The following is a 22,943-nucleotide window of genomic DNA, read 5'->3' on the forward strand; positions in this document are numbered from 1 at the left end:
TATGCCATTGTTGGTAATGGTTTCGATACGGAGGTAACGGATGTACGTCGTGAAGAGCCCACTGTCCGACGCGGACCTGAAGACCGTCTCCGAGGCGCTGCAAGGTGGCCTGGTCGATCTGGTGGACCTCTCACTGGTGGCGAAGCAGGTTCACTGGAACGTGGTCGGTCCCCGTTTCCGGTCCGTGCATCTGCAGCTCGACGAGGTGGTGGACACCGCGCGGCTGCATTCCGACACGGTGGCCGAGCGGGCCTCCACGCTCGGGGTGTCGCCGGACGGCCGGGCCGGGACCGTGGCCGCCACCAGCGGGATCGGCACGATCGCCGACGGCTGGGTCAAGGACGTGGACGCGGTGGGCACGCTCGTGGACGCCCTCGGTGCCGTGATCACCCGGATGCGGGAGCGGATCGAGTCGACCGGTGAGGCGGATCCCGTGAGCCAGGACATCTTCATCGCCATCACGGCGGACCTGGAGAAGCACCACTGGATGTTCCAGGCCGAGAACGGCGGCTGAGCCGCCGCCCCGCGATCGGGGGCGCGCCGCCGCGACGGTGGCGCGCCCCCGGTGCGCCCTGTGCGTGGGGCGCTGGCGTCGTTAGCGTCGGGAAATGCCGTGAGTGGTGCGGTACGGGTGGAGGTGGACGGGCGGTGACCGTGGGTCGGTGGCGAGCACTGCGCTGGATACCCGCCGTGCTGGTCGGGGTGGTGTGGTGGTGGGGAGTGCTGCGGCTGGCCTTCGCGCCGGACGCGGGGGCGTTCGAGGGGGCGGTCGCCGCGGGGGGCTGGGGGTTGAGTCTGCTGCCGGTGCACGCGCTGCCCAAGTCGAAGGCGGCCGGCGTCGCGGGCATGCCGGGCCGCCACGGTGCGCGGAAGGTGCGGGTGCGGGCGGTGCGGGCGGGGCAGGAGGCCGCGGGCGGACTGTGGGGGCTGGTCACCAGGGCATGGCGACGCCTCCGTTCGGGCGGAGGATCTGGCCCGTCGTGAAGGACGCGGCGTCCGAGGCGAGGTGCAGCACCGCGTGGGCGATCTCGTCGGGCTCGCCGACCCGGCCGAGCGGGGCCATACGCGTCATCAGGGACTCCGTGTGGGCCTGGGCGCGGTCGTCGTGCCGGGTCGTCATCGGGGTGCGGATCCAGCCGGGAGCGACCGCGTTGACCCGGATGCCGTGCGGACCGACCTCCGTGGCGAGCGTCTTGGTCAGCTGGACGACGGCCGCCTTCGCGACGCCGTAGCAGAGCAGCCCCGGGCCGCCGGTGTCGACGGCCCCCGACGCCATCGTCACGATGCTGCCGCGGGTGCCGTTCGCGATCATGGCGCGGGCCGCGGCCTGGCAGGCGTACAGGATGCCCTTGAAGTTGATGGCGAGGACGCGGTCGAGATCTTCGTCGCGGGTCTCCAGGACGGGGCTGGAGTGCATGACCCCGGCGATCGCGGCAAGGATGTCGAGACCGCCGCCGGTGCCGTCGCCGGTGGGGCGGGCCGCCGTGCTGATCGCCTCGGTGAGCTGGGCGCGGTCGCTGACGTCGAGCGGGTACGGGTGCGCCGTGCCGCCGTCCTGCTTGATGAGGTCCGCCGTCTCGTGCAGGCCCTGTTCGTCGCGGTCCGCGCAGTGCACGGTGGCTCCCGCGCGGGCGAGCAGGACGGCCGAGGCGCGGCCGATGCCGCTCGCCGCGCCGGTGACGAATGCGGTGCGTCCGGTGAGGTCGTACGCCATGACGGGCATGGAGCGACCGTACGAGCATTTCTGACGGGTCGTCAATTGCTGTGCGCGGTCGGAAGTGCGGGACTGCTTCCGAAGTGCGGGACCGCTTCTACGGTGTCGGGCCCCGCTGGCACGAGGGGCACCAGTAGGTGGGGCGCTCGCGGGAGCCGTCGCCCTGGTTCGCCTTGCGGATCGGGGTGCGGCAGCGCAGGCAGGGGCGCGGGGCGCGACCGTAGACGTAGAGGTGCTCGCCGGGGTGGGAACTGCCGGTGGTGATGCGGGTCGGGCGGTCGCGGTTGGCTTCGAGGAGCTTCTTGGCGAGCAGGGGGAGGCGGGCGGCGTCGTCCGGGAGTTCGCCGACCGGGAGCCAGGGGGTGACGCGCAGGAGGAAGCAGAGCTCCGACTTGTACACGTTGCCGATCCCGGCGAGGTTGCGCTGGTCGAGGAGGGCTTCGCCGAGCGGGCGGGCCGGATCCGCGAACAGGTTGGCCAGGGCCGTGTCGGGGTCCCAGTCCGGGCCGAGCAGGTCCGGGCCGAGGTGGCCGACGGCCTTGGACTCCTCGGCCGTGCGCAGCAGTTCGAGGACGGGGAGGCGATAGCCGACCGCCGTGCGGGTCTCGTTGCCGAGGATCGCGCGGATCTGGTGCGCGGGGCCGCCGCGCCAGCGCTCGCCCGGGGCGTAGATCTTCCAGGAGCCGTCCATCCGCAGGTGCGAGTGGAGCGTGAGGCCGCCCTCGACACGGGTCAGCAGATGCTTGCCGCGCGCGGTGACGTCCAGGACCGTGCGGCCGGTCAGGTCGGCCGTGGCGAATCGAGGGACGCGCAGGTCGGAGCGGGTGAGCACCTGGCCCGCGAGGGCGGTGTGCAGCCGCTTCGCGGCTTGCAGGACGGTGTCTCCTTCGGGCATGGGGTTCAGCGTAGGCGGGGTGGGGTGGGGCGGCATGTTTGCTCGCCGCCGGTCGGTCGGTTGCCGGTTGCCGGTTGGTCGGTGGCCGGTCATGGGTTGGCCGGTCGACTGCGGGGCGGTGGGGGCTGGTCGCGCTGTTTCCCGCGCCTCTTGAGCGTGCGCTTTGCGCCGGTCGTGGGGTTGTCGGTCGGCTGACGGATGGTGGGGCTTCTCGCGCAGTTCCCCGCGTCGTGTTCCTGGATGCGAGCGAACCGACGGAACGCGATCGGCGCCCACCTCTGACCCCCTCGGCGAGGAGAGCGGATACGGTCCTCGACATGACAGCCCATGATCACCCCCATCCCGCGCCCACCCCGACCGAGATAGCCGCGGCCATGACCGCCCTCGGCATCTACGCCCAACAGCCGGCCCCCGAGGAGTTGGAGCAGCAAGCGGTCGCCGTCGGTGGTGAACACGTCCTCGCCGCCGTCCTCGCCAACGCTCTGTACGGCGCCTCCATCGGAACCGGAATGGTGACCGAGGGAAACATGCTGGAAGCGGGGGCGGGCTCCGGGGAGATGGCGCTCGCGCGCGAGCAGGTGTTCAAGGCGTCCGGCGCCGACTGGACCGGGGTGATGGGTCTGCTGCACTGGCAGACGGGCCATGTCTGGAGCGTCCTGAAGAACACGAGCGAGGAGGAGCGCGACCCGCTCGGCATCGTCGGGGCCCATGCCTCCAACGCGCTGTTGACCCTGCTGTCCTGCATGTCTGTGACCGGAGCGGACGACCCGCGTGCCGCGGACGTCCCTGCCGACCTCGAGCGTGTGCGCGCGGATCTGGTCGCCGCGGTGGAGGCGCTGGACGCGCTGCCGGCCTTCGGCGCCGGGGCGTTCTCCGACGGCGCGCCCACTGCGTGAGCAGGGCGGCGCGAAGGCTTGCGTGAGCGCCGTCTCAGGCACGCAGGCGCAGGCCGCGTGGTGTCGCGTGGAAGCCGGCTCCTTCCAGGAGGGAGGCGTACGGGGAGGTGAGCGCGGCCGTGCCGTTGACGCGCTCGACCGTGATCGTGCCGAGCGCGCCGGAGCGGGCCGCTTCGGCGAGTGCCTGCGCCGCGGCGGGCAGCCGGGGGTCGTCGGCCAGCTCGGCGGGGGTGGGGGCCGCCGCGTCCGCCGCGGGCGTGCCGTCGGAGGCCGGCCAGGACAGGAGGGTCTTGCCGCCGCGCTCCATGTAGAGCGTCAGCTCGCCGCCGACGAGGACCACGAGGGAGCCCGCCTTGCGGCCCGGCTTGTGGCCCGCGCCGGTGGGGGGTTCCGGCCAGGACAGGGCCGCCCCGTACGCGTTCGCCGGGTCGGCCGCCGCCAGGACGAGTGCCCGGGGCGCCCCGCCCTTCGAGGCGTGCGGGTCCGGCGGGGGAGTGCCGCGCTCGCGTGCGGTCGCCGCCGCGCGCAGCCGGTCCACGGCGCCGTCCATGGCGAACTGGGCCGCGCCGAGCCCCTCCACGACATAGCCGCGCCGGGCCTGGCCGCTCTCCTCGAAGACGGACAGGACCCGGTACGTCGCCGAGAAGCCGCCCTCGACGCCCTCCGCGGCGACGGCGCCGCGGGTCACCACGCCGTGCCTGTCGAGGAGGGCGCGGGCCAGCGCGTGGGCGCGCAGCGTCGGGTCGGGCTCCTGGGCGGGCAGCAGGGACCAGCGGCCCGCGACCGTGGGCGGGCCGGAACGCGAGGTCGCGCGGGCGGCCCCCGTGAGGCTTCCGTAGCGGCCGCGCGGGACGGCCCGGCGGGCCCGGTGGGCGGTGGAACCGGCGGTGCGACCGGAGCCCAGGACGGCCCGCATCGGCGCCAGCGTGTCGTTCGTCAGCCGGCCCGACCAGGCCAGCTCCCACAGGGCGTCGGCCAGCTGGGGATCGGTGGCCTCGGGGTGGGTGGTGGCGCGGACCTGGTCGGCGATCTGCCGGAAGAACAGGCCGTAGCCACCCGCGAGGGTGTCCAGGACCGACTGGTGGAGCGCCGTCGGTTCCAGGGGGTGCGGGGGCGGCAGCAGGAGCGGGGCGCTGTCGGCGAGGAAGAGGCTGACCCAGCCGTCCTTGCCGGGCAGCGAACCCGCTCCGGCCCACACCACCTCGCCCGACGCCGTGAGTTCGTCCAGCAGCGCGGGTGCGTAGCCGGAGACGCGGGAGGGCAGGACCAGCTTCTCCAGCGCGGAGGCGGGCACCGAGGCGCCCTGAAGCTGCTCGATCGCGCGGACCAGACCGTCGATGCCGCGCAGGCCGTGGCCGCCCACGTGCTGCCACTGGGGCAGGAACTGGGCCAGCGCGGCGGGCGGCACCGGCTCCAGCTCGTGCCGGAGCGCGGCCAGGGAGCGGCGGCGCAGGCGGCGCAGCACGGTGGCGTCGCACCACTCCTGGCCGATGCCCGCCGGATGGAACTCGCCCTGCACGACCCGGCCGCTCGCCGCGAGGCGCTGCAGGGCGCCCTCGGTGACCGCGGTGCCCAGGCCGAAGCGGGCGGCCGCCTGAGCCGAGGTGAACGGGCCGTGGGTGCGGGCGAAGCGGGCCAGAAGATCGCCCAGGGGGTCCTTCACCGGCTCCGTGAACGCCTCGGGGACGCCCACGGGCAGCGCGGTGCCCAGGGCGTCGCGCAGCCGGCCGGCGTCCTCGATCGCCGCCCAGTGGTCGGTGCCGGCGACACGAACGCGGATGGCGCGGCGCGCGGCGGCCAGCTCCTCGGCCCAGCCGGGCTCGGCGCCGCGCTCGGCCAACTCGGCGTCCGTGAGCGGGCCGAGGAGCCGCAGCAGATCCGCGACGCCCTCGGCGTCCTTGACGCGGCGGTCCTCGGTGCGCCACTGCAGCTCCTGCTCCAGCTCGGCCAGGACGTCCGCGTCGAGCAGCTCGCGCAGCTCGGCCTGGCCCAGCAGCTCGGCCAGGAGGTGCGAGTCGAGGGACAGCGCGGCGGCGCGGCGCTCGGCGAGCGGGGAGTCGCCCTCGTACAGGAACTGCGCCACGTAGCCGAACAGCAGCGAGCGGGCGAAGGGGGAGGCCTCCGGGGTGGTGACCTCGACGAGGCGCACCTTGCGGGACTCGATGTCGCCCATCAGCTCGGCGAGGCCGGGTACGTCGAAGACGTCCTGGAGGCATTCGCGGACCGCCTCCAGGACGATCGGGAACGAGCCGAACTCGCTGGCCACCTCGAGCAGCTGGGAGGCCCGCTGGCGCTGCTGCCACAGCGGGGTGCGCTTGCCGGGGTTGCGCTTGGGGAGCAGCAGCGCGCGGGCCGCGCACTCGCGGAAACGGGAGGCGAACAGGGCCGAGCCGCCGACCTGTTCGGTGACGATCTGGTCGACGTCGCCCTTGTCGAAGGCGACGTCCGCCGCTCCGATGGGAGCCTGCTCGGCGTCGTACTCCAGGCCCGGCTTGGCGGGCTCCTGGTCGAGGAGGTCCAGGCCCATCAGGTCGGCGTCCGGCAGCCGCAGCACGATGCCGTCGTCGGCATGCATGACCTGGGCGTCCATGCCGTACTTCTCGCTGAGTCGGGCGCCCAGGGCGAGTGCCCAGGGGGCGTGCACCTGGGCGCCGAAGGGGGAGTGGACGACGACCCGCCAGTCGCCCAGCTCGTCGCGGAAACGCTCGACCACGATGGTGCGGTCGTCCGGGATGTGGCCGCACGCCTCGCGCTGCTCGGCCAGATACGCCAGGACGTTGTCCGCGGCCCAGGTGTCGAGGCCCGCCGAGGAGAGGCGCACGCGCGCGTCGTCGGGCTTCTGGGAGCCGATCTCGCGGAGGAACGCGCCCACCGCGCGGCCCAGTTCGAGCGGGCGGCCCAGCTGGTCGCCCTTCCAGAAGGGAAGGCGGCCGGGGACTCCGGGGGCGGGGGAGACCAGGACGCGGTCGCGCGTGATGTCCTCGATGCGCCAGGAGCTGGTGCCGAGCGTGAAGACGTCGCCGACCCGGGACTCGTAGACCATCTCCTCGTCCAGCTCGCCGACGCGGCCGCCGCCCTTCTTGGGGTCGGCCCCGGCGAGGAAGACTCCGAAGAGGCCCCGGTCGGGGATCGTGCCGCCGGACGTGACGGCCAGCCGCTGCGCCCCGGGACGGCCGGTGACGGTGCCGGCGACGCGGTCCCAGACGACGCGCGGCCGCAGCTCGGCGAAGGCGTCGGACGGATAGCGGCCCGCCAGCATGTCGAGGACGCCGGTGAACGCCGACTCGGGGAGTGAGGCGAAGGGCGCCGCCCGGCGGACCAGGGCGAGGAGGTCGTCGACCTGCCAGCTGTCGAGGGCGGTGATCGCGACCAGCTGCTGGGCGAGCACGTCCAGGGGGTTGGCGGGGACGCGGAGCGACTCGATCGAGCCGGTCCGCATCCGCTCGGTCACCACGGCCGACTGCACCAGGTCGCCCCGGTACTTGGGGAAGACGACACCCGTGGAGACCGCGCCCACCTGGTGGCCCGCCCGCCCGACGCGCTGCAGACCGGAGGCCACGGAGGGCGGCGACTCCACCTGGACGACCAGATCCACGGCGCCCATGTCGATGCCCAGCTCCAGGCTGGAGGTGGCCACGACCGCGGGCAGCCGGCCCGCCTTCAGGTCCTCCTCGACCTGGGCACGCTGCTCCTTGGAGACCGAGCCGTGGTGGGCGCGCGCGATGACCGGGGGAGCACCGGTCGCCGCGCCGGAACCGCCCATCAACTCGGCGGGCGAGTGGTCCTCGGGGACGGCCTCGCCGGTGGCGCGCTCGTACGCGATCTCGTTCAGCCTGTTGCACAGGCGCTCCGCGAGGCGACGGGAGTTCGCGAACACGATCGTCGAGCGGTGGGCCTCGATGAGGTCCGTGATCCGCTCCTCCACCGAGGGCCAGATCGACGGACGCTCGGCGCCCTGGTCGGAGTCGGCCACCGGGGAGCCGCCCAGCTCGCCCAGGTCCTCGACGGGAACGACCACCGAGAGGTCGAACTCCTTGCCCGACGGCGGCTGGACGATCTCCACCCGGCGCTGCGGCGACAGATAGCGCGCCACCTCGTCGACCGGGCGGACCGTCGCCGACAGGCCGATGCGGCGGGCGGGGCGGGGCAGCAACTGGTCCAGTCGCTCCAGGGAGAGCGCCAGATGAGCGCCGCGCTTGGTGCCGGCCACCGCGTGCACCTCGTCCAGGATCACCGTCTCGATGCCGGTCAGCGCGTCACGCGTGGCCGACGTCAGCATCAGGAACAGCGACTCGGGGGTCGTGATCAGGATGTCCGGCGGACGGGTGGCCAGGGCGCGGCGCTCGGCGGGCGGGGTGTCACCGGAGCGGATGCCGACCTTCACCTCGGGCTCCGGCAGGCCGAGCCGCACCGCTTCCTGCCGGATGCCGGTGAGCGGGCTGCGCAGATTGCGCTCCACGTCGACGGCCAGGGCCTTCAGCGGGGACACGTACAGCACCCGGCAGCGCTTCTTGGGGTCGGCGGGCGGTGGGGTGGAGGCCAGCTGGTCCAGGGCCGCGAGGAACGCGGCCAGCGTCTTGCCCGACCCGGTCGGCGCGACCACCAGCACGTCCGAGCCCTCGCCGATCGCCCGCCACGCCCCGGCCTGGGCGGACGTGGGCGCGGAGAAGGCTCCCGCGAACCAACCGCGGGTCGCGGGGGAGAACCCATCTAGGGCGCCGAGGGCGCCGAGGGGGCTGTTCGCCCCCTGACTGGACGTGACCATGGCTCCATCCTGCACCCGACCACTGACAACCGCCGTGACCAGCGCAAACGGGTGGCGGGGCGCGCGCCGGGCCTGGCGCACAATGGGGGCATGGCGGGAAAGGGCGAGTGGGCACGGCACTGGCGGTACGAGCACCTGCCGGGCCTGGACCTGCTGCGTGCCCGCTACCTCGGCCACACCTTCCCGCGCCACAGCCACGAGGGCTATGTCTTCGGCGCCGTCACCAGCGGTGTCGAGGAGGTCGGCATGCCCGACGGCACCCTGCTCGCCGGACCCGGAAGCGTCGTCATGATCAATCCGGAGGTGGCGCACACCGCGCAGGCGGGCGACCCCGACGGCTGGTCGTACTCCACGCTCTACCCCTCGGCGCGGGTCGTCGCCGAGATCGCCGCCGAGATCGGCACGGTCCGCGGCACCCCGGGCTTCGGGGAGCCCATCGTCAACGACCCGCAGGCCGCACTGATGATCAGCGAAGTGCACCGGGCCGCCGAGCAGGGCAACGCGCTGGCCGCCGACAGCCTCCTGCGCGTCGTGCTCGCCCGGCTGCTGCGCGACCACGGCTCGGCGCTCGCGCAGCGCCCTCGCAGGACCGCGGGGGTCAGGGCCGCGGCACGCGCGCGTGAGTTCCTCGAGGAGCGCATGGCCGATCCGCCGTCCCTGGAAACGCTCGCCGCCGAACTCGGCACCAGCCCCTTCGCGCTGCTGCGGGCCTTTCGTGACGCCTACGGGATGCCGCCGCACACCTGGCTCACCAGCGCGCGGGTGCGGGCCGCCCGGCGCCTGCTGGAGGCGGGCACCGCCCCGGCCGAGGCCGCGGTGGCCGTCGGCTTCACCGACCAGCCGCACCTGAACCGGCACTTCACCCGCATCGTCGGCGTGCCGCCCGGGGCCTATCAGCGCGAGCGCAAGAACGTACAAGACCGTGACGGACACCTGCTCGTACCGTTCGCGGTGTGGCAGAACAGACAACACCCACGGACATACGCACAGCAGGAAGGGCGCCCGACAGGGGCCCCGGCCACGACGGAGAGCACCCGGCGGCGGCCGCCGGGAAACCGACCGCTGCCGTCGTCCGGGACGCGCTCGGCGTCGGGATCGCCGTCGGACTGTCGGGATTCGCCTTCGGGGTGACCTCGGCGGGCAGCGGCCTCAGCGTGCTCCAGAGCTGCGCGCTCAGCCTCCTCGTCTTCACCGGGGCCTCGCAGTTCGCGCTGGTCGGCGCGCTCGCGGCCGGCGGCAACCCGTTCACGGCCGCCGCGGGAGCCTTCTTCCTGGGAGTGCGCAACGCGTTCTACGGGCTGCGTCTGTCGCAGCTGCTCGCGCTCCCGCGCGCGGTGCGGCCGTTCGCCGCGCACTGGGTCATCGACGAGACGTCGGCCGTCTCGCTCGCCCAGCCCGACCGGCGCAGCGTGCGGCTGGGGTTCACCGTCACCGGACTGAGCCTGTACGTGCTGTGGAACCTGACCACGCTGCTCGGCGCCCTCGGGGCCGAGGCCATCGGCGACACCGACGCCTGGGGGATCGACGCGGCAGGACCCGCGGTGTTCCTCGCACTGCTGGCCCCGATGCTGAGGACCGTCACGGAGCGCGCCGTGGCGTGTCTCGCCGTGCTCCTGATGCTCGGGCTGCTGCCCGTGCTGCCCGCCGGCGTGCCCGTTCTGGTGGCCGCGCTCGCCGCGCCGGCCGTGCTCTACGTAGAGGGACGCCGTCGAGGCGAGTCCCCGAACGCGCCCCAGGGAGGGAACCGTTGAACATCTGGATCGCCATCGGTGTCACCGCGGTGGGGTGCTACGCCGTCAAACTCATCGGTCTGCTCGTGCCCGCGGGAGCGCTGGAACGGCCCGTGGTGAAACGGCTGGCGGCGCTGCTGCCGGTCGCGCTTCTCGCCGCCCTGACCGCCCAGCAGACCTTCGCGGACGGCCGCACGCTCGTCCTCGACGCCAAGGCCGCAGGGCTTGCCGCGGCCGCCGTGGCCCTGCTGCTGCGCGCGCCCTTCCTGGTGATCGTCGCCGCCGCCGTGGTGGTCACGGCGGGCGTGCGGGCGCTCACCGGCTGAGCGGGCCCTCGGCACGGGCGACCGGCGGATTCCGCCGGTTAATGTGGCGCGTCACGACGACACGACCCGCAGCGCCCCAGGGAGGAACCGTGCCGCTGTCGCCGGAGGCCCGCTCCCTGGCCGCGCGCTGCGCACCGCACGTCAACGAACTGGCCCGCCGCATGGCCCGCGAGTCCTTCGAGGCACTGCCCGGCTACGCCCAGCTGCCCGACGACGTGAAGGACCTGGAGATCGCGGCGACCGCGCGCCACGGCGTACGGCTGTTCCTGAAGCGCGTGAACGAGCCGGACCCCGCCCCGCCGGGGCGGTCCGGGGATCACCGGCTGTTCCGCGAGCGGGCCGCTCAGCGCGCCGAGGAGGGCATGCCGCTGCACCTCCTGCTGCGCACCCACGCCCTCGGCGTCTACGCCCTGTGGCAGACGCTGCGCGAGGTGGCACGCCCGGGCGAGGAGGCGGCCCTCGTCGAGCTGGTCGACGTCCTGCTGGAGAGCCACCACGGTGTCGTCGGCGCGGTCGCCGAGACGTACCTCGACGAACGCTCCGCCCTGGAGGCCGAACGACGCGCACAGCGGCGGTCGCTGGTCCGCGGTCTGCTCGACGGGATGCTGCCGCCCGGGCATGTGCTCCTCGACCAGCTCCGCCTCGAAGGGCCCGCCCTCGTCCTGGCGCTCGGTGTGGACGCGCCGCCCGCGGAGGTGCCCGTGGCGGTGCGGCGCCGGCTGCGGCGGGTGCAGACCGTCCTGGACCAGGCCTTCGGCGGGGAGGTGCTCGCACTCCTGGACGCCGACGGGGGTCGCGTCGTCGTCCCCGAGGACCTCGCGGTACCCGAGGACCTGCCCCGGCGCCTGAGCAGGGCCAGCGGGCTGCGGATGCGGGTGGCCGCGGTGCGGGCGGACGGGCCCGAGCAGATCACCCGCGCGGCACGCACCGCGACCGAGATCCTGCGCATCACGCGCGTGTGCGGCCTGCCGCCGGGGCTGCACCGGCTCGACGACGTCCTGCTCGAGTTCCACCTGTCGCGGCCCGACGAGAGCAGCCCGCGCATCGCCGCGCTCCTGGACCCGGTGGCCGAGCGGCCCGAACTCCTGGGGACGCTGCGCGCGCACCTGGCCCACCGGCAGGACCGGCGGGCCACCGCCGACGCGCTCGGGCTGCACCCCAACACCGTCGACAACCGGCTGGCGAAGATCGCGGAGCTGACCGGGATCGACCTGTCGTCGCCACGCGGCACCGCCCTCGTGATCGCCGCCCTGTTGCTGCGCGACTCCGACGGCTGACCAAGGCCGGAGGGAGCGGCGGAACGTGCCGCTACAAGGGTCGGCCGTAGGCACGCAGGGTGCGCAGGGCCTCGATCGTCACCATGGGACGCGCCTCCAGGGCGGTTCCCGGTGCCCACTGCCGCCAGTTGACCGGCCAGCCGCCGTCCTCCTGCTGCTCGCTCCGCAGATGGTCGAGCGCGAGCGCCATCTCCTCCTCCGTGAACCAGGCGCGCGCCAGCGACTCGGGCGCCTTCGCGTAGTCGTACGGGTAGTGGTGCTCGCCCGGCGCGTACCCGGGGGCCACCGGACAGTCGCCCGCCCGCTCCGGATCGAGCACCACGAGCCGCTGCTCCCGTACGAGACGGCCGAGCCGGTCGGCCGCCGTCCGCGCGCGCGAGCGGTCCGGCACACCGTCGAGGAAGGCGATCGCCGCGTGGATCTCGTACGGGTGCGAGACCTTCAGCGACTCGACGGCAGACCAGCAGAAGTCGGTGGCACGGAACAGCCACGCGTGCCAGACCTCGTTGCGGTGCAGCAGGCCGACCACGGGACCGGTGGCGAGCAGGTCGCTCGGCGGGTCGTCGACGATGGGCACGAACGGGGCGCAGGGGTAGCCGCGTTGGCTGGGATGCACTGCCGGAAGGGCGCCTTCCGGTGTGGAGACCGTCGTGAGGTAGCGGCACACGCGCTCCACCCGCTGCCCCGAACAGCGCCCGATGGAGTCCAGCACGCGCAGCGCGTGACCGGTGTGCAGGGGCTGGCTGACGGGGCCGCGCAGATCCGGTTCGAGGGCGTGCCCGTACCCGTCGTCCTCGTTGCGGTAGGCGGCCAGAGCGGTCTCCACGGCGTCGGCCGCGGCGGCCGAGCCCGTCAGGAAGTGATAGGCGAACCGGCGCTGCTCCAGCACGCGCGCGGTCAGCCAGACGAAGTGCTCGGCACGGGAGAGCGGCGTGTGGGGCGACGGCGATGAGGGGAGTGGGGATGCTCCGGTTTCGGCCATGGACCGACCGTAGGGCGGAAAGCGTTCTCACCGAGCCTCCCCCGGCACGGCTGCACTCTCAGGGGCGGGATACTGGAGTCATGCGGTTGACGGTCTTCTGGCAGCGGATGGCGGATCACTTCGGGTCCGGGTACGCCGACACCTTCGCGCGCGACCACGTGATGGCGGGGCTCGGCGGGCACACGGTCCACGAGGCGCTGGACGCCGGCTGGGACGCGAAGGACGTCTGGCGTGTGGTGTGCACCACGATGGACGTGCCTCACGACAGGCGCTGAGACCGCCGGGTGGCGTCCCGGAGGCCCTGAGAGGCGCTGAGCGGGCCTGATTCCCGGCGCGTGGCACAGATTGTCCGTGGTGTGGGTGAGACTGGGCAGCGTGGCAGCGACAGACGAGAACCTCCAGGTGAAGACCGACGCCGCACCGCCCGGCACGACACCGCCCGAGCCGCCCTCGGGCCCGGTGGCGGCCCCGCGCGCGGGAATGCCGCGCTGGCTGCCGCGCGCCATGGTGCTCGCCCTGGCCCTCATCGCCTGTTTCCAGCTGGGCAGCTGGGCCTTCCACCAGGTCACCGGCCTGCTGATCAACGTACTGATCGCGTTCTTCCTGGCGCTCGCCATCGAGCCCGCGGTGAGCTGGATGGCGGCGCGCGGCATGCGCCGCGGCCTGGCCACCGGCCTCGTCTTCCTCGGCGTGATGATCGCGACCGCCGGCTTCGTCTTCCTGCTCAGCTCGATGCTGGCCGGCCAGGTCGTCGACATGGTCGAGGACTTCCCGAAATATCTCGACCAGCTCATCAGCTGGGTCAACACGACGTTCCACACGGACCTGAGCCGGGTCGAGGTCCAGGACAGCCTGCTGCACTCGGACTGGCTGCAGAAGTACGTGCAGAACAGCGCGACCGGCGTCCTGGACGTGTCCGGGCAGGTGCTCGGCGCGCTCTTCCAGCTGCTGACGATCACCCTGTTCTCGTTCTACTTCGCCGCGGACGGCCCGCGCCTGCGCCGTGCGCTGTGCTCGGTGCTGCCGCCCGCCAAGCAGGCCGAAGTGGTGCGCGCGTGGGAGATCGCCGTCGACAAGACGGGCGGCTATCTGTACTCGCGCGGCCTGATGGCGCTCATCTCCGGGATCGCGCACTACATCCTGCTGCAGGCGCTCGGAGTGCCGTACGCGCCCGTGCTCGCCGTGTGGGTCGGGCTCGTCTCGCAGTTCATCCCGACCATCGGCACCTATCTGGCGGGCGCGCTGCCGATGCTGATCGCCTTCACGGTGGACCCCTGGTACGCGCTGTGGGTGCTCGTCTTCGTGGTGGTCTACCAGCAGTTCGAGAACTACATGCTGCAGCCGAAGCTCACCGCGAAGACGGTGGACATCCACCCCGCGGTCGCCTTCGGGTCGGTCATCGTGGGCACCGCGCTGCTCGGCGCCGTCGGGGCGCTCATCGCGATCCCCGCCGTCGCCACGCTGCAGGCGTTCCTGGGGGCCTACGTGAAGCGGTACGACGTCACGGACGACCCGCGCGTGCAGGGGCGCCGCAGGCGGGGCGGCGCGCCGCCCCTCGCGCGCATGCGGCGTGCCCTGAAGGGACCGAACCACCCGGACGCCGCGTCCGCCGCCGGCACCGACGCCGACGCCGAGGCCCGGGAGTCCGAGGAGCCGTAGGCGGCCGGGCGGTTCAGTACGTGACGACGGCCCAGGTGCCGGCCGCGAGAACCGCCACCGTGTAGGCGGCCACCGCGCCGTACATGACCCGTTCCTTGGTGCGGTCCCGCCATGCCGTGCGCGACATCAGCCAGGCCAGGGTCGGCAGGACGAGCACGGCGTGCAGGCTCACCCCGTGCAGCGGCTTGAGCGCGGCCGTCGAGTGGTACGCCGCCTCCTGATGTCCGCTCCTGGTGAGCGCCACACCCCGCGCGATCATGGCCGCGCCCGAGGCGAGAGCGACCAGGAGGACGGCGAAACCGGCGCGCACGGCGAGCGGCATGCCCGTGCACCCGCTCGGCCGGTTGCGGAAGGACAGGACGGCGAAGACCGTCAGGAGCACCACCAGGACGCCGCCGCCCACGGCGAGCGACAGGGAGACGGCCGTGTCGAAGGGGGTCTCCACGTCGAGGTGCGACGGCACCTCGCGCCAGGCCTGGAGGGTGATGCCGCCGACCTCCAGGACGCAGTCCGCCGCGAACACCACGAGCAGGGCGCTCCGCAGCCGGGCGCCGACGCGCAGATACGACGTCACCCAGGTGAGGGCCATCAGGGTCAGGCCGAAGGAGAGCCCGAAGGTGAAGGGCTTGCGCCAGGAGACGGGGCCGTCCCACGGGCCGCCGTCGACCGCGAACACGACGAGATGGACGAGCCCCGACGCGACCAGGACGACGCCGGTCGTGTGACAGAGCCGCTCGGCCGGGGTGAGCCGGGGCCCCGCGGGGCAGGGGTGGGAGAGGTCCATGGGGACAAGGTTCGTCGGGCGGGCCCGCGCGGGCGTCGTCCGGCCGGAGACACCCTGCGTACGTCGCGGGGAGTACCCGGGGCGGTGGGCCGGAGGCGGGGCGGAGACTTGCTCCTGTGCCGCGTGGTGCGCTTGACACCAAAATCGAACATCCTTTCTTATGGAGAGCCCAGGGACTCCTCTTCCCAGTAATTCCAAGGGATTCGGAGAGAGTCGCCGGGCGAAGAGCCTCGAGTTATCCACAGGCGGACGGGCGTCGAGGCCGATTGTCAGTGGCAGGCGTTAGCGTCTTTGACGTGAAGCGATCGACTCAAGCAAATCGGGTGGAACCCATGGCAGGAACCGACCGCGAGAAGGCGCTCGACGCCGCGCTCGCACAGATTGAACGGCAATTCGGCAAGGGCGCGGTCATGCGCATGGGCGAGCGGACCAACGAGCCCATCGAGGTCATCTCGACCGGCTCGACCGCGCTCGACGTGGCGCTGGGCGTCGGCGGCATCCCGCGCGGCCGCGTGGTGGAGATCTACGGCCCGGAGTCCTCCGGCAAGACGACCCTGACCCTGCACGCCGTCGCCAATGCCCAGAAGGCGGGCGGCGCGGTGGCCTTCGTGGACGCCGAGCACGCCCTCGACCCCGAGTACGCCAAGAAGCTCGGCGTCGACATCGACAACCTGATCCTGTCCCAGCCGGACAACGGCGAGCAGGCGCTGGAGATCGTCGACATGCTGGTCCGCTCCGGCGCCCTCGACCTGATCGTCATCGACTCCGTCGCCGCGCTCGTCCCGCGCGCGGAGATCGAGGGCGAGATGGGCGACTCGCACGTGGGTCTGCAGGCCCGTCTGATGAGCCAGGCGCTCCGGAAGATCACCAGCGCGCTCAACCAGTCCAAGACCACCGCGATCTTCATCAACCAGCTCCGCGAGAAGATCGGCGTGATGTTCGGCTCGCCGGAGACCACGACCGGTGGCCGCGCGCTGAAGTTCTACGCGTCGGTGCGCATGGACATCCGCCGCATCGAGACCCTGAAGGACGGCACGGACGCGGTGGGCAACCGCACCCGCGTCAAGGTCGTGAAGAACAAGGTCGCGCCGCCCTTCAAGCAGGCCGAGTTCGACATCCTCTACGGCCAGGGCATCTCCCGCGAGGGCGGCCTGATCGACATGGGCGTGGAGCACGGCTTCGTCCGCAAGGCCGGCGCCTGGTACACGTACGAGGGCGACCAGCTCGGCCAGGGCAAGGAGAACGCGCGCAACTTCCTGAAGGACAACCCCGACCTGGCCAACGAGATCGAGCGCAAGATCAAGGAAAAGCTCGGCGTCGGCGTCAAGAAGGCGGAGGAGCCGGCCGCCGAGCCGGGCGAGGAAGCGGCGGCCGCCCCCGCCGAGGACGCGAAGACCGTCCCCGCTCCCAAGGCCGCCAAGTCCAAGGCCGCGGCGGCCAAGAGCTGATCCGTGACACGACGAACCGACTGGGCCGAGTACGACGCCCTCCCCACCGCCGGTCGGGGCCGTGCGGGCGCGGGGGCGTACGACGATGCCGTGGACGGTGAGGCCGGTCACGACGTGGAAGCGGGGGACGGCGCGGTGGACGGGCCGCGCCGTGGCGGACGTTCGCGCGGCGGGGCCGGACCGCGCGGGCGCCGGCGCAGGGGCGGATTCGGGGATCCGTCCGGCGCCGCACCGGACGACGGCCCCTCCGACTCGTCGAGGGCCGAGCGGGGGGAGTCGTCGGGGGACCCGGCGGAGCGGGCGCGGAACATCTGCCTGCGTCTGCTCACCGGGACCCCGCGCACGCGCAAGCAGCTCGCCGACGCACTGCGCAAGCGGGAGATCCCGGACGACGTGGCCGAGGAGGTGCTGTCCCGGTTCGAGGAGGTCGGGCTGATCAACGACAGTGCCTTCGCCGATGCCTGGGTCGAGTCCCGGCACCACGGGCGCGGTCTGGCGCGCCGGGCACTCGCGCGTGAGCTGCGCACCAAGGGGGTGGACTCCACGGTGATCGACGAAGCGGTGGGGCAGCTCGACTCCGATCAGGAGGAGGAGACGGCGCGCGACCTCGTCGCCCGCAAGCTCCGCTCCACACGCGGCCTCGACCGCGACAAACGGCTGCGCCGGCTCGCGGGGATGCTCGCGCGCAAGGGCTATCCCGAGGGCATGGCGCTCCGGGTGGTCCGGCAGGCGCTGGAGGAAGAGGGGGAGGAGACCGAGGACTTGGGGTTCGCGGAGTAGCGGCGGGCCGAGCGGCGGCTCCGGGGCGGGTGGGGTTTACCCCACCCCGAGACGCCTGGACGCCGCAGTGCGCGGGGTGTCGTGCGCGGGCCATCGTGGGCGCATGACCTTGAAGCCGCACACGGTTCACCGGGGGACGCCATGATGCTGCGCTACGCACTGCAGACCGTACGCGATCGAAAGGGCGGGTTCCTGGGGGCCTTTCTCGCCCTGATGTGCGCCGCCGCCCTCGTCACCGCCTGCGGCACCCTGCTGGAGACGGGCCTGCGCGGCACCGTGCGCACCGAGCGCTACGGAGCCGCCCCGGTGCTGGTCTCCGCCGACCAGAGCGTGCACCGGACCGTCGTCAAGCACAAGAAGGGCAAGACGAAGGTCAAGCACAAGGCCAAGCCCCTCGCCGAGCGGGCCTGGCTGTCCCGGGACATCGTGCGCAAGGTGCGGGCGGTACCCGGCGTGCGCCGGGCCGTGCCCGAACTCACCTTCCTCGCCGAGCCGCTGGCGGCAGGCGCCGCCGATCCCGACCGGCCCGCCCACGGTCATGCCTGGGACTCCGCCGCCCTGACGCCCTACACGCTGGCCGCCGGCAGCGCACCAAGGTCCGCCGGCGACATCGTCGTGGACCGCGATCTCGCCGACCGCGCCCGTCTCACGGTCGGCGGCCGGCTCACGGTGCAGTCCACTCAGGATCCCCGTACGTACCGGGTGACGGGGATCGCCGAACCCGGCGCGGGCAGTACGGTCACCCACCAGACGTCGTTGTTCTTCTCCACCGCCGAGGCCGAGCGGCTCGCCGCGCACCCCGGCCGGGTGACGGCGATCGGCGTCGTGCCCGAACCGGGCCGGGACGTCGGCGAGTTGAAGAAGGCCGTCGCCGAAGCGCTCGACGGGACGACCGCGCGGGTCACCGCCGGAGCGGAGCGCGGACCGGTCGAGTTCCTCGACGCGTCCGCCGCGCGCGTGAAGCTCGTCAGCATGGGCGGGGCCATGGGCGGCACCTCCCTGCTCGTCGCCGTGCTCGTCGTCGTCGGCACCTTCGCCCTCTCCGTCCAGCAGCGCCATCGCGAGCTGGCCCTGCTGCGTGCCATCGCCGCCACCCCACGGCAGATCCGCCGGTTGCTCGGATGCGAGGCGCTGGTCGTCGGCGCCGCCGCCGGGGCCGTCGGCTCACTCGCCGGGCTGCCGCTCGGCGGATGGCTGTACGGGCGCTTCGTCGAACTCGGCTCCGTACCGCCCACGCTGGAGCGCACCGCCAGCTTCTTCCCGGTCGCCGCCGGGCTCGCCGCGACCCTCTTCGGCGCCTGGGCCGCCACCCGCGTCGCCGCCCGGCGCATCGGCCGGATCAGGCCCGCCGCCGCCCTCTCCGAAGCGGGCGGCGCACCGACGCGGCCCGCCGTGCTCCGGACCGCCGCCGGGCTCGTCGCCCTCGCCGGCGGCACCGTGCTCGTCGTCGTCCTGGCCGGGCTGCGCACCGAGGCCGCCTCGACGCCGGTGACGTTCCTGTCCGTCGTCGTGCTCGCCGTCGCCGTCTCCCTGCTCGGCCCGCTGCTGGTCCGGGCGACCACCGCCGTCCTGGGCCGGCCGCTGCGGACGATCGGCCCCGCGGCCCGGCTCGCCACGGCGAACCTGAAGGGGCACGCGGCGCGGATGGCCGCCGTCGTCACCCCGCTCACCCTCCTCACCGGCATGACCTGCACCGTCCTGTTCGTCCAGCCCACCCTGGGCGACGCCGCCCTCGCTCAGACACGGGCCGGGGTCCGCGCCGACCAGGTGGTCACCGCGCAGGGGCCCGGCGTCCCGGCGGCGGCCGTGCGCGAGCTGCGCCGGGATCCGGGGACCACCGCCGCCGAGGTCGTCCGCTCCACCGTCCGGGTCGGCCTAGACAAGTACCCGGTGCAGGGCCTCAACCCGGCCGGCCTCACCCGGACCTGGGACCCGGGCGTCACCGCCGGATCGCTGGAGCGCTTCGGGGCGCGCTCGGTCGCCGTCAGTGAACTCGCCGCCGATCAGCAGCGGGTGAAGCCCGGCAGCACCCTGAAACTGACGCTCGGGGACGGCACACCCGTCACCCTGACCGTCGCCGCCGTCTACGCGCGGGGTCTCGGCTTCGGCGATCTGACCGTCGCCCACGATCTGCTCTCGCGCCACGTCGACAATCCGCTCGCCTCCTCCGTGCTCGTCTCCACCACCCGCTCACAGGAACAACTCACCACAGCCCTGCGAGAGTTCCCGGGCGTCCGCGTGCTCTCGCCGAGGGCTGCCGACGGGCTCCGGGCCGAACGGCAGCAGGCCGACGCCGAGGTCAACATCATCGCGATGGCACTGGTCCTCGCCTTCACCGCCATCGCCGTCGTCAACACCCTCGCGATGTCGGTGTCCGAGCGGATCCGCGAGTTCGCCCTGCTCCGGCTCGCGGGGGCGACGCGGCGCCAGGTGCTGCGCATGCTGCGGGTCGAGGCGCTGACCGTCGTCCTCATGGGAGTGGGCCTCGGCAGCGGGATCGCGGCCGCCGTGCTCAGCGCCTTCAGCCTCGGCATGACCGGCACGGCGGCCCCGGCCGTCCTGCCGCTGACGTACGTCACCGTGGTCGGGGCCGCCGCCGTCCTCGCGCTCACGGCGACGGCGCTGCCGGGCCGGGCGGCCCTGCGGGTCCGGCCGGTGACCGTGGCGACGGCGAAGGAGTGATTCCGCGGCCGTCGCCACGGTCGGGGCCGAGGAGGGACCGGGGTCAGTCCGCGGAGACCGGAAGCCCGGCCGCGCGCCACGCCTGGAACCCGCCCACCAGATCCGTCGCCCGGTGCAGCCCCAACTGCCGCAAGGAGGCGGCCGCGAGGCTCGACGCGTAGCCCTCGTTGCAGACCACCACGACCCGCAGGTCGTGGCCGGTCGCCTCGGGGGCACGGTGGCTGCCCTGCGGGTCGAGACGCCACTCCAGTTCGTTGCGCTCGACCACGAGGGCCCCGGGAATCAGTCCGTCGCGGTCGCGCAGAGCCGCGTACCGGATGTCGACGAGCAGTGCCTCGCCCGCCGTCGCCGCCGCGTACGCGTCCCGTGCCTCGACCCGGTCGAGGCCGGACCGTACGCGCTCCAGCAGTTCGTCGATGCCCACCGGGCGGTCCGCGGCGCTCACTGCCAGTCCTCCGGGCGCTCCACCGTCTCCAGGCGCAGCAGCGGGCCGGTGCGGCTGTAGCGCCGGATCCGCGGGAGCGGCGGGTAGTAGGCGTGCACCGAGACGGCGTGCTCGGTGGTGGACTCGTTCAGGACCTCGTGGACGTGGTGGCGGCCGAAGGCGCGGCCCTGGCCCTTCGCCAACCGGCGTTCCCTGTCGAAGCCTTCGGAGAGCTCCAGGGTCTTCCAGCCGTCGGTGGGCAGGCGGGCGGCGAGCGAGTTCTCCGTCAGCGCGCCGGACGCGGTCAGGAAGGCGCCGACCGAATCGGCGTGGTCGTGCCAGCCGGTGCCCGTCCCGGGCGGCCAGCCGATCAGCCAGGCCTCGCTGCCGCCGGGGCCTTCGAGCCGCACCCACGTACGGCCTTCGGGGTCGAGCGGCAGGGAGGCGATGAGGTCCTGGTCCGCGGCGGTGCGGCGGACGAAGTCGAAGAGGTCGGCCTGGGTGGGCGCCGCGACCGAGGGCGCGGCGGAGGCAGCGGGTACCGATGCGGGCACAGACGTGGGTACAGACATGAAAACCGTCCTGGGTTCGCGAAGACCGCACGCCACCGGCCCGACGACGGCCGGGAGGCGGTGGGGCGCGAGAAGGAAGAAGGCGAATTCAGCAGGACGGGCGACACACGCAGCCCGCATAGCGGACGAGGTCCATATGGACCCTCCGCCACAGGCGCACATGCGTGTCGATCGTCGTCACGTTCCGGAGTACACCATGGCGGTAGGGGCCGGTCAACTCTTGTTCACGGGGCGCGCGAAGCTCACGACGCGCCGCTGACCTCCGACGCCGTCGCCGCGGGCTCCTCCACGGACGGTTCCGGGCCGCCGAGCGCCGTCCGCGCCGCGTCGTACAGCTCCGCCGGGCGCACACCGCTCAGCGCGGTGACGAGATGCCCGTCGGGCCGGATCAGCAGCACCGTGTGGGCGGGGGCGTCCGGATAGCTCTCCGCGACGAGGAGTTCGGCCTCGTGGGGGAGGGCGGAGACGGCGGCCGCGAGCCGGGGCATGAGCCCCGCCGACATCCAGTGCTTGCGGTCCCATACGCCGGTTCCGGGTGCCACCAGGACCACGAGCAGCGGACCGAGACCGAACCGGTCGCGCAGATTGACGAACGATCCGTCGGGTGCCGTCACCCGCACATCGGCTGCCGGGGCCCCGGGCGCCGTGCCCACCTCCACCTGCGACTCGGCGCGCGGTGGCGTGAGCGGGGAGTCGGCGTACGCCCCGGGCGCGCCCAGCGGGCCGTATCCCAGGTGCCCCTCCGTGAGCAGCGCGTCGTGGCCGCGGGCGGATCCGGGCACGTACGAGCGCAGTCCGCCGCCACCGCGCAGCATCGGCAGCGCCTGGTCGGCGGCGCGCAGTCGGCCCGCGACGGCGGCCCGCCGCTCCGTCTGGTAGCTGTCGAGGAGGGCGTCGGACGCGGGGCGGCGGTCGTCGTGCCAGGCCAGGGCCAGTTTCCAGGCGAGGTTGTCGGCGTCGCGCAGGCCCTCGTCCAGGCCCTGGGTGCCGAGCGCGCCGAGCAGGTGCGCGGAGTCCCCGGCGAGGAAGGCGCGGCCGACGCGCCAGCGCCGGGCGAGGCGGTGGTGCACGGTGTGCACGCCCGTGTCAAGGAGTTCGTACGGGGGTGTGGAGCCGCCGCACCAGCCCGCGAGGGTCTCCCGGATGCGGGTCACCAGCACGTCGGGGGTGACCAGATCGCTGCGCGGCGGCAGCAGCCAGTCAAGCCGCCAGACGCCGTCGGCCAGCGGGCGGCCGACGACCTCCGCGCCGGACGGGCCCGACGTCCGCCACGGAGGGTTGCGATGGAGCAACGCCTGACCGGGCCAGGGAAGTTCCGTGCGCAGGGCGGCGACCGCGTGCCGTTCGACGGCCGTGCGGCCGGGGAAGCGGATGTCGAGGAGCTTGCGCACGGTCGACCGGGGGCCGTCGCAGCCGACCAGATAACTGCCGCGCCACCAGGTGCCCTTGGGGCCGCGGGTGTGCGCCGTCAGCCCGTCCCTGTCCTCCTCGACCGAGTCCAGGCGGCTGTCGGCGGAGAGCTTGACGAGGCGTTCCCGGGCGACGGCGGCGCGCAGGGCGCCGGTCAGGTCGTGCTGGGCGATGTGCAGCGGGGCGGGCAGGGAGTCCTCCGGCCCACCGAAGGTGAGGACCCGCATCTCCTGTTTGCGGCGCAGTGAGCGCCAGCCGGTCCAGCGCGAGCCCAGTGCGTCGAAGGAGGCGCCGGACAGCCGCTCGGCGAGCGCGGCGGTGTCCTCGCGCAGGACGACCGTGCGGGCGGGACGCGGTTCGTCCTTGCCGGGGCCCTCGTCGAGGACCACGGACGGGACGCCGTGACGGGCGAGAGCCAGGGACAGCGTGAGACCCACCGGGCCCGCGCCGACGACGATCACCGGATCCACGGCGCGGCCCCTCCTGCCCCGTGCGGCGCCGCGCAGCAGGGCGCGGGCGAAGTACTGAACATACAGGAAGGGGCAGTTGGAGCGGGGTGCGCGTTCACAGAGCGTATGCAACCCATTGCCGGTGCTTGC

Annotated in this window: 20 protein-coding genes and 1 pseudogene; 12 read left to right on the forward strand and 9 right to left on the reverse strand. The window is 73.5% G+C overall.

Annotated elements, in window-relative coordinates; all coding sequences use genetic code 11:
• Positions 1 to 40: 40 nt before the first annotated feature.
• Both ABII15_RS28530 and ABII15_RS28535 read left to right on the forward strand, forming a co-directional pair.
• A complete protein-coding gene (locus tag ABII15_RS28530; RefSeq protein ID WP_353945119.1) occupies positions 41 to 514 on the forward strand; it encodes a DNA starvation/stationary phase protection protein in 474 nt (157 codons plus the stop codon).
• A gap of 134 nt (positions 515 to 648) precedes the next feature.
• Positions 649 to 984, forward strand: a complete 336-nt coding sequence (locus ABII15_RS28535; protein WP_353945120.1) for a hypothetical protein — start codon at positions 649 to 651, stop codon at positions 982 to 984.
• Here the strand turns inward: ABII15_RS28535 and ABII15_RS28540 are convergent.
• Together ABII15_RS28540 and ABII15_RS28545 are read right to left on the reverse strand one after the other, a co-directional pair.
• Positions 932 to 1,723, reverse strand: coding sequence for an SDR family NAD(P)-dependent oxidoreductase (locus ABII15_RS28540; RefSeq protein WP_353945121.1), 792 nt, complete (start codon positions 1,721 to 1,723; stop codon positions 932 to 934). The two genes, ABII15_RS28535 and ABII15_RS28540, sit on opposite strands and share 53 nt — an antisense overlap.
• A gap of 88 nt (positions 1,724 to 1,811) precedes the next feature.
• On the reverse strand, positions 1,812 to 2,609 hold the full coding sequence (locus tag ABII15_RS28545) for a DNA-formamidopyrimidine glycosylase family protein (protein ID WP_353945122.1): 798 nt from the start codon (positions 2,607 to 2,609) through the stop codon (positions 1,812 to 1,814).
• A 317-nt stretch (positions 2,610 to 2,926) separates the two neighbouring features.
• Here ABII15_RS28545 and ABII15_RS28550 point away from each other — a divergent pair, with 317 nt between their 5' ends.
• Entirely contained in the window at positions 2,927 to 3,505 is a 579-nt protein-coding gene (locus ABII15_RS28550) for a DUF6245 family protein (protein WP_353945123.1), read from the forward strand.
• Between the two features lie 34 nt (positions 3,506 to 3,539).
• Here the strand turns inward: ABII15_RS28550 and ABII15_RS28555 are convergent, their stop codons facing one another.
• Positions 3,540 to 8,270, reverse strand: a complete 4,731-nt coding sequence (locus tag ABII15_RS28555) for an ATP-dependent helicase (protein WP_353945124.1) — start codon at positions 8,268 to 8,270, stop codon at positions 3,540 to 3,542.
• 90 nt (positions 8,271 to 8,360) lie between these two features.
• On the opposite strand from ABII15_RS28555, the pseudogene ABII15_RS28560 reads away from it, so the two are divergent.
• From ABII15_RS28560 to ABII15_RS28575, 4 genes and pseudogenes are all read left to right on the forward strand, one after another.
• Positions 8,361 to 9,176, forward strand: a pseudogene (locus ABII15_RS28560) (AraC family transcriptional regulator); the annotation flags it as partial.
• A 47-nt stretch (positions 9,177 to 9,223) separates the two neighbouring features.
• Entirely contained in the window at positions 9,224 to 10,021 is a 798-nt protein-coding gene (locus ABII15_RS28565; RefSeq protein WP_353945125.1) for an AzlC family ABC transporter permease, read from the forward strand.
• Complete coding sequence (locus ABII15_RS28570; protein WP_353945126.1) at positions 10,018 to 10,326, forward strand: AzlD domain-containing protein; 309 nt, start codon at positions 10,018 to 10,020, stop codon at positions 10,324 to 10,326. The genes ABII15_RS28565 and ABII15_RS28570 overlap by 4 nt, the downstream gene beginning before the upstream one ends.
• Before the next feature lie 89 nt (positions 10,327 to 10,415).
• Positions 10,416 to 11,603, forward strand: coding sequence for a helix-turn-helix domain-containing protein (locus tag ABII15_RS28575; protein ID WP_353945127.1), 1,188 nt, complete (start codon positions 10,416 to 10,418; stop codon positions 11,601 to 11,603).
• Between the two features lie 31 nt (positions 11,604 to 11,634).
• Here the strand turns inward: ABII15_RS28575 and ABII15_RS28580 are convergent, their stop codons facing one another.
• On the reverse strand, positions 11,635 to 12,585 hold the full coding sequence (locus ABII15_RS28580) for a hypothetical protein (RefSeq protein ID WP_353945128.1): 951 nt from the start codon (positions 12,583 to 12,585) through the stop codon (positions 11,635 to 11,637).
• Positions 12,586 to 12,665: 80 nt separating this feature from the next.
• Here ABII15_RS28580 and ABII15_RS28585 point away from each other — a divergent pair, with 80 nt between their 5' ends.
• Positions 12,666 to 12,860, forward strand: a complete 195-nt coding sequence (locus ABII15_RS28585) for a DUF3046 domain-containing protein (protein WP_353945129.1) — start codon at positions 12,666 to 12,668, stop codon at positions 12,858 to 12,860.
• A gap of 100 nt (positions 12,861 to 12,960) precedes the next feature.
• Positions 12,961 to 14,244 carry an AI-2E family transporter gene (locus tag ABII15_RS28590; RefSeq protein ID WP_353945130.1) on the forward strand — a complete coding sequence of 428 codons (1,284 nt, stop codon included), beginning with the start codon at positions 12,961 to 12,963 and terminating at the stop codon, positions 14,242 to 14,244.
• Positions 14,245 to 14,257: 13 nt separating this feature from the next.
• Here the strand turns inward: ABII15_RS28590 and ABII15_RS28595 are convergent, their stop codons facing one another.
• Complete coding sequence (locus ABII15_RS28595) at positions 14,258 to 15,028, reverse strand: hypothetical protein (protein ID WP_353945131.1); 771 nt, start codon at positions 15,026 to 15,028, stop codon at positions 14,258 to 14,260.
• Positions 15,029 to 15,360: 332 nt separating this feature from the next.
• On the opposite strand from ABII15_RS28595, the gene recA reads away from it, so the two are divergent.
• The 3 genes from recA (at position 15,361) to ABII15_RS28610 (ending at position 19,938) form a co-directional block, all read left to right on the forward strand.
• Positions 15,361 to 16,476: a recombinase RecA gene (gene recA, locus ABII15_RS28600; protein ID WP_353945132.1), complete on the forward strand. Its 1,116-nt coding sequence runs from the start codon at positions 15,361 to 15,363 to the stop codon at positions 16,474 to 16,476.
• A gap of 3 nt (positions 16,477 to 16,479) precedes the next feature.
• Positions 16,480 to 17,256: a recombination regulator RecX gene (recX, locus tag ABII15_RS28605; RefSeq protein ID WP_353945133.1), complete on the forward strand. Its 777-nt coding sequence runs from the start codon at positions 16,480 to 16,482 to the stop codon at positions 17,254 to 17,256.
• Between the two features lie 141 nt (positions 17,257 to 17,397).
• On the forward strand, positions 17,398 to 19,938 hold the full coding sequence (locus tag ABII15_RS28610; RefSeq protein WP_353945134.1) for an FtsX-like permease family protein: 2,541 nt from the start codon (positions 17,398 to 17,400) through the stop codon (positions 19,936 to 19,938).
• Between the two features lie 43 nt (positions 19,939 to 19,981).
• Here the strand turns inward: ABII15_RS28610 and ABII15_RS28615 are convergent, their stop codons facing one another.
• From ABII15_RS28615 to ABII15_RS28630, 4 genes are all read right to left on the reverse strand, one after another.
• Positions 19,982 to 20,383, reverse strand: a complete 402-nt coding sequence (locus tag ABII15_RS28615) for a rhodanese-like domain-containing protein (protein WP_353945135.1) — start codon at positions 20,381 to 20,383, stop codon at positions 19,982 to 19,984.
• Positions 20,380 to 20,934: a cysteine dioxygenase gene (locus ABII15_RS28620; protein ID WP_353945136.1), complete on the reverse strand. Its 555-nt coding sequence runs from the start codon at positions 20,932 to 20,934 to the stop codon at positions 20,380 to 20,382. Before ABII15_RS28620 ends, ABII15_RS28615 begins: the two co-directional genes overlap by 4 nt.
• Positions 20,935 to 21,022: 88 nt before the next feature.
• Entirely contained in the window at positions 21,023 to 21,286 is a 264-nt protein-coding gene (locus ABII15_RS28625) for a putative leader peptide (RefSeq protein WP_353945137.1), read from the reverse strand.
• Positions 21,177 to 22,814: an FAD-dependent monooxygenase gene (locus ABII15_RS28630; RefSeq protein ID WP_353945138.1), complete on the reverse strand. Its 1,638-nt coding sequence runs from the start codon at positions 22,812 to 22,814 to the stop codon at positions 21,177 to 21,179. The genes ABII15_RS28625 and ABII15_RS28630 overlap by 110 nt, the downstream gene beginning before the upstream one ends.
• Positions 22,815 to 22,943 lie beyond the last annotated feature (129 nt).

Origin of the sequence: Streptomyces sp. HUAS MG91, assembly GCF_040529335.1 — a bacterium.
Lineage (GTDB): Bacteria > Actinomycetota > Actinomycetes > Streptomycetales > Streptomycetaceae > Streptomyces > Streptomyces tabacisoli.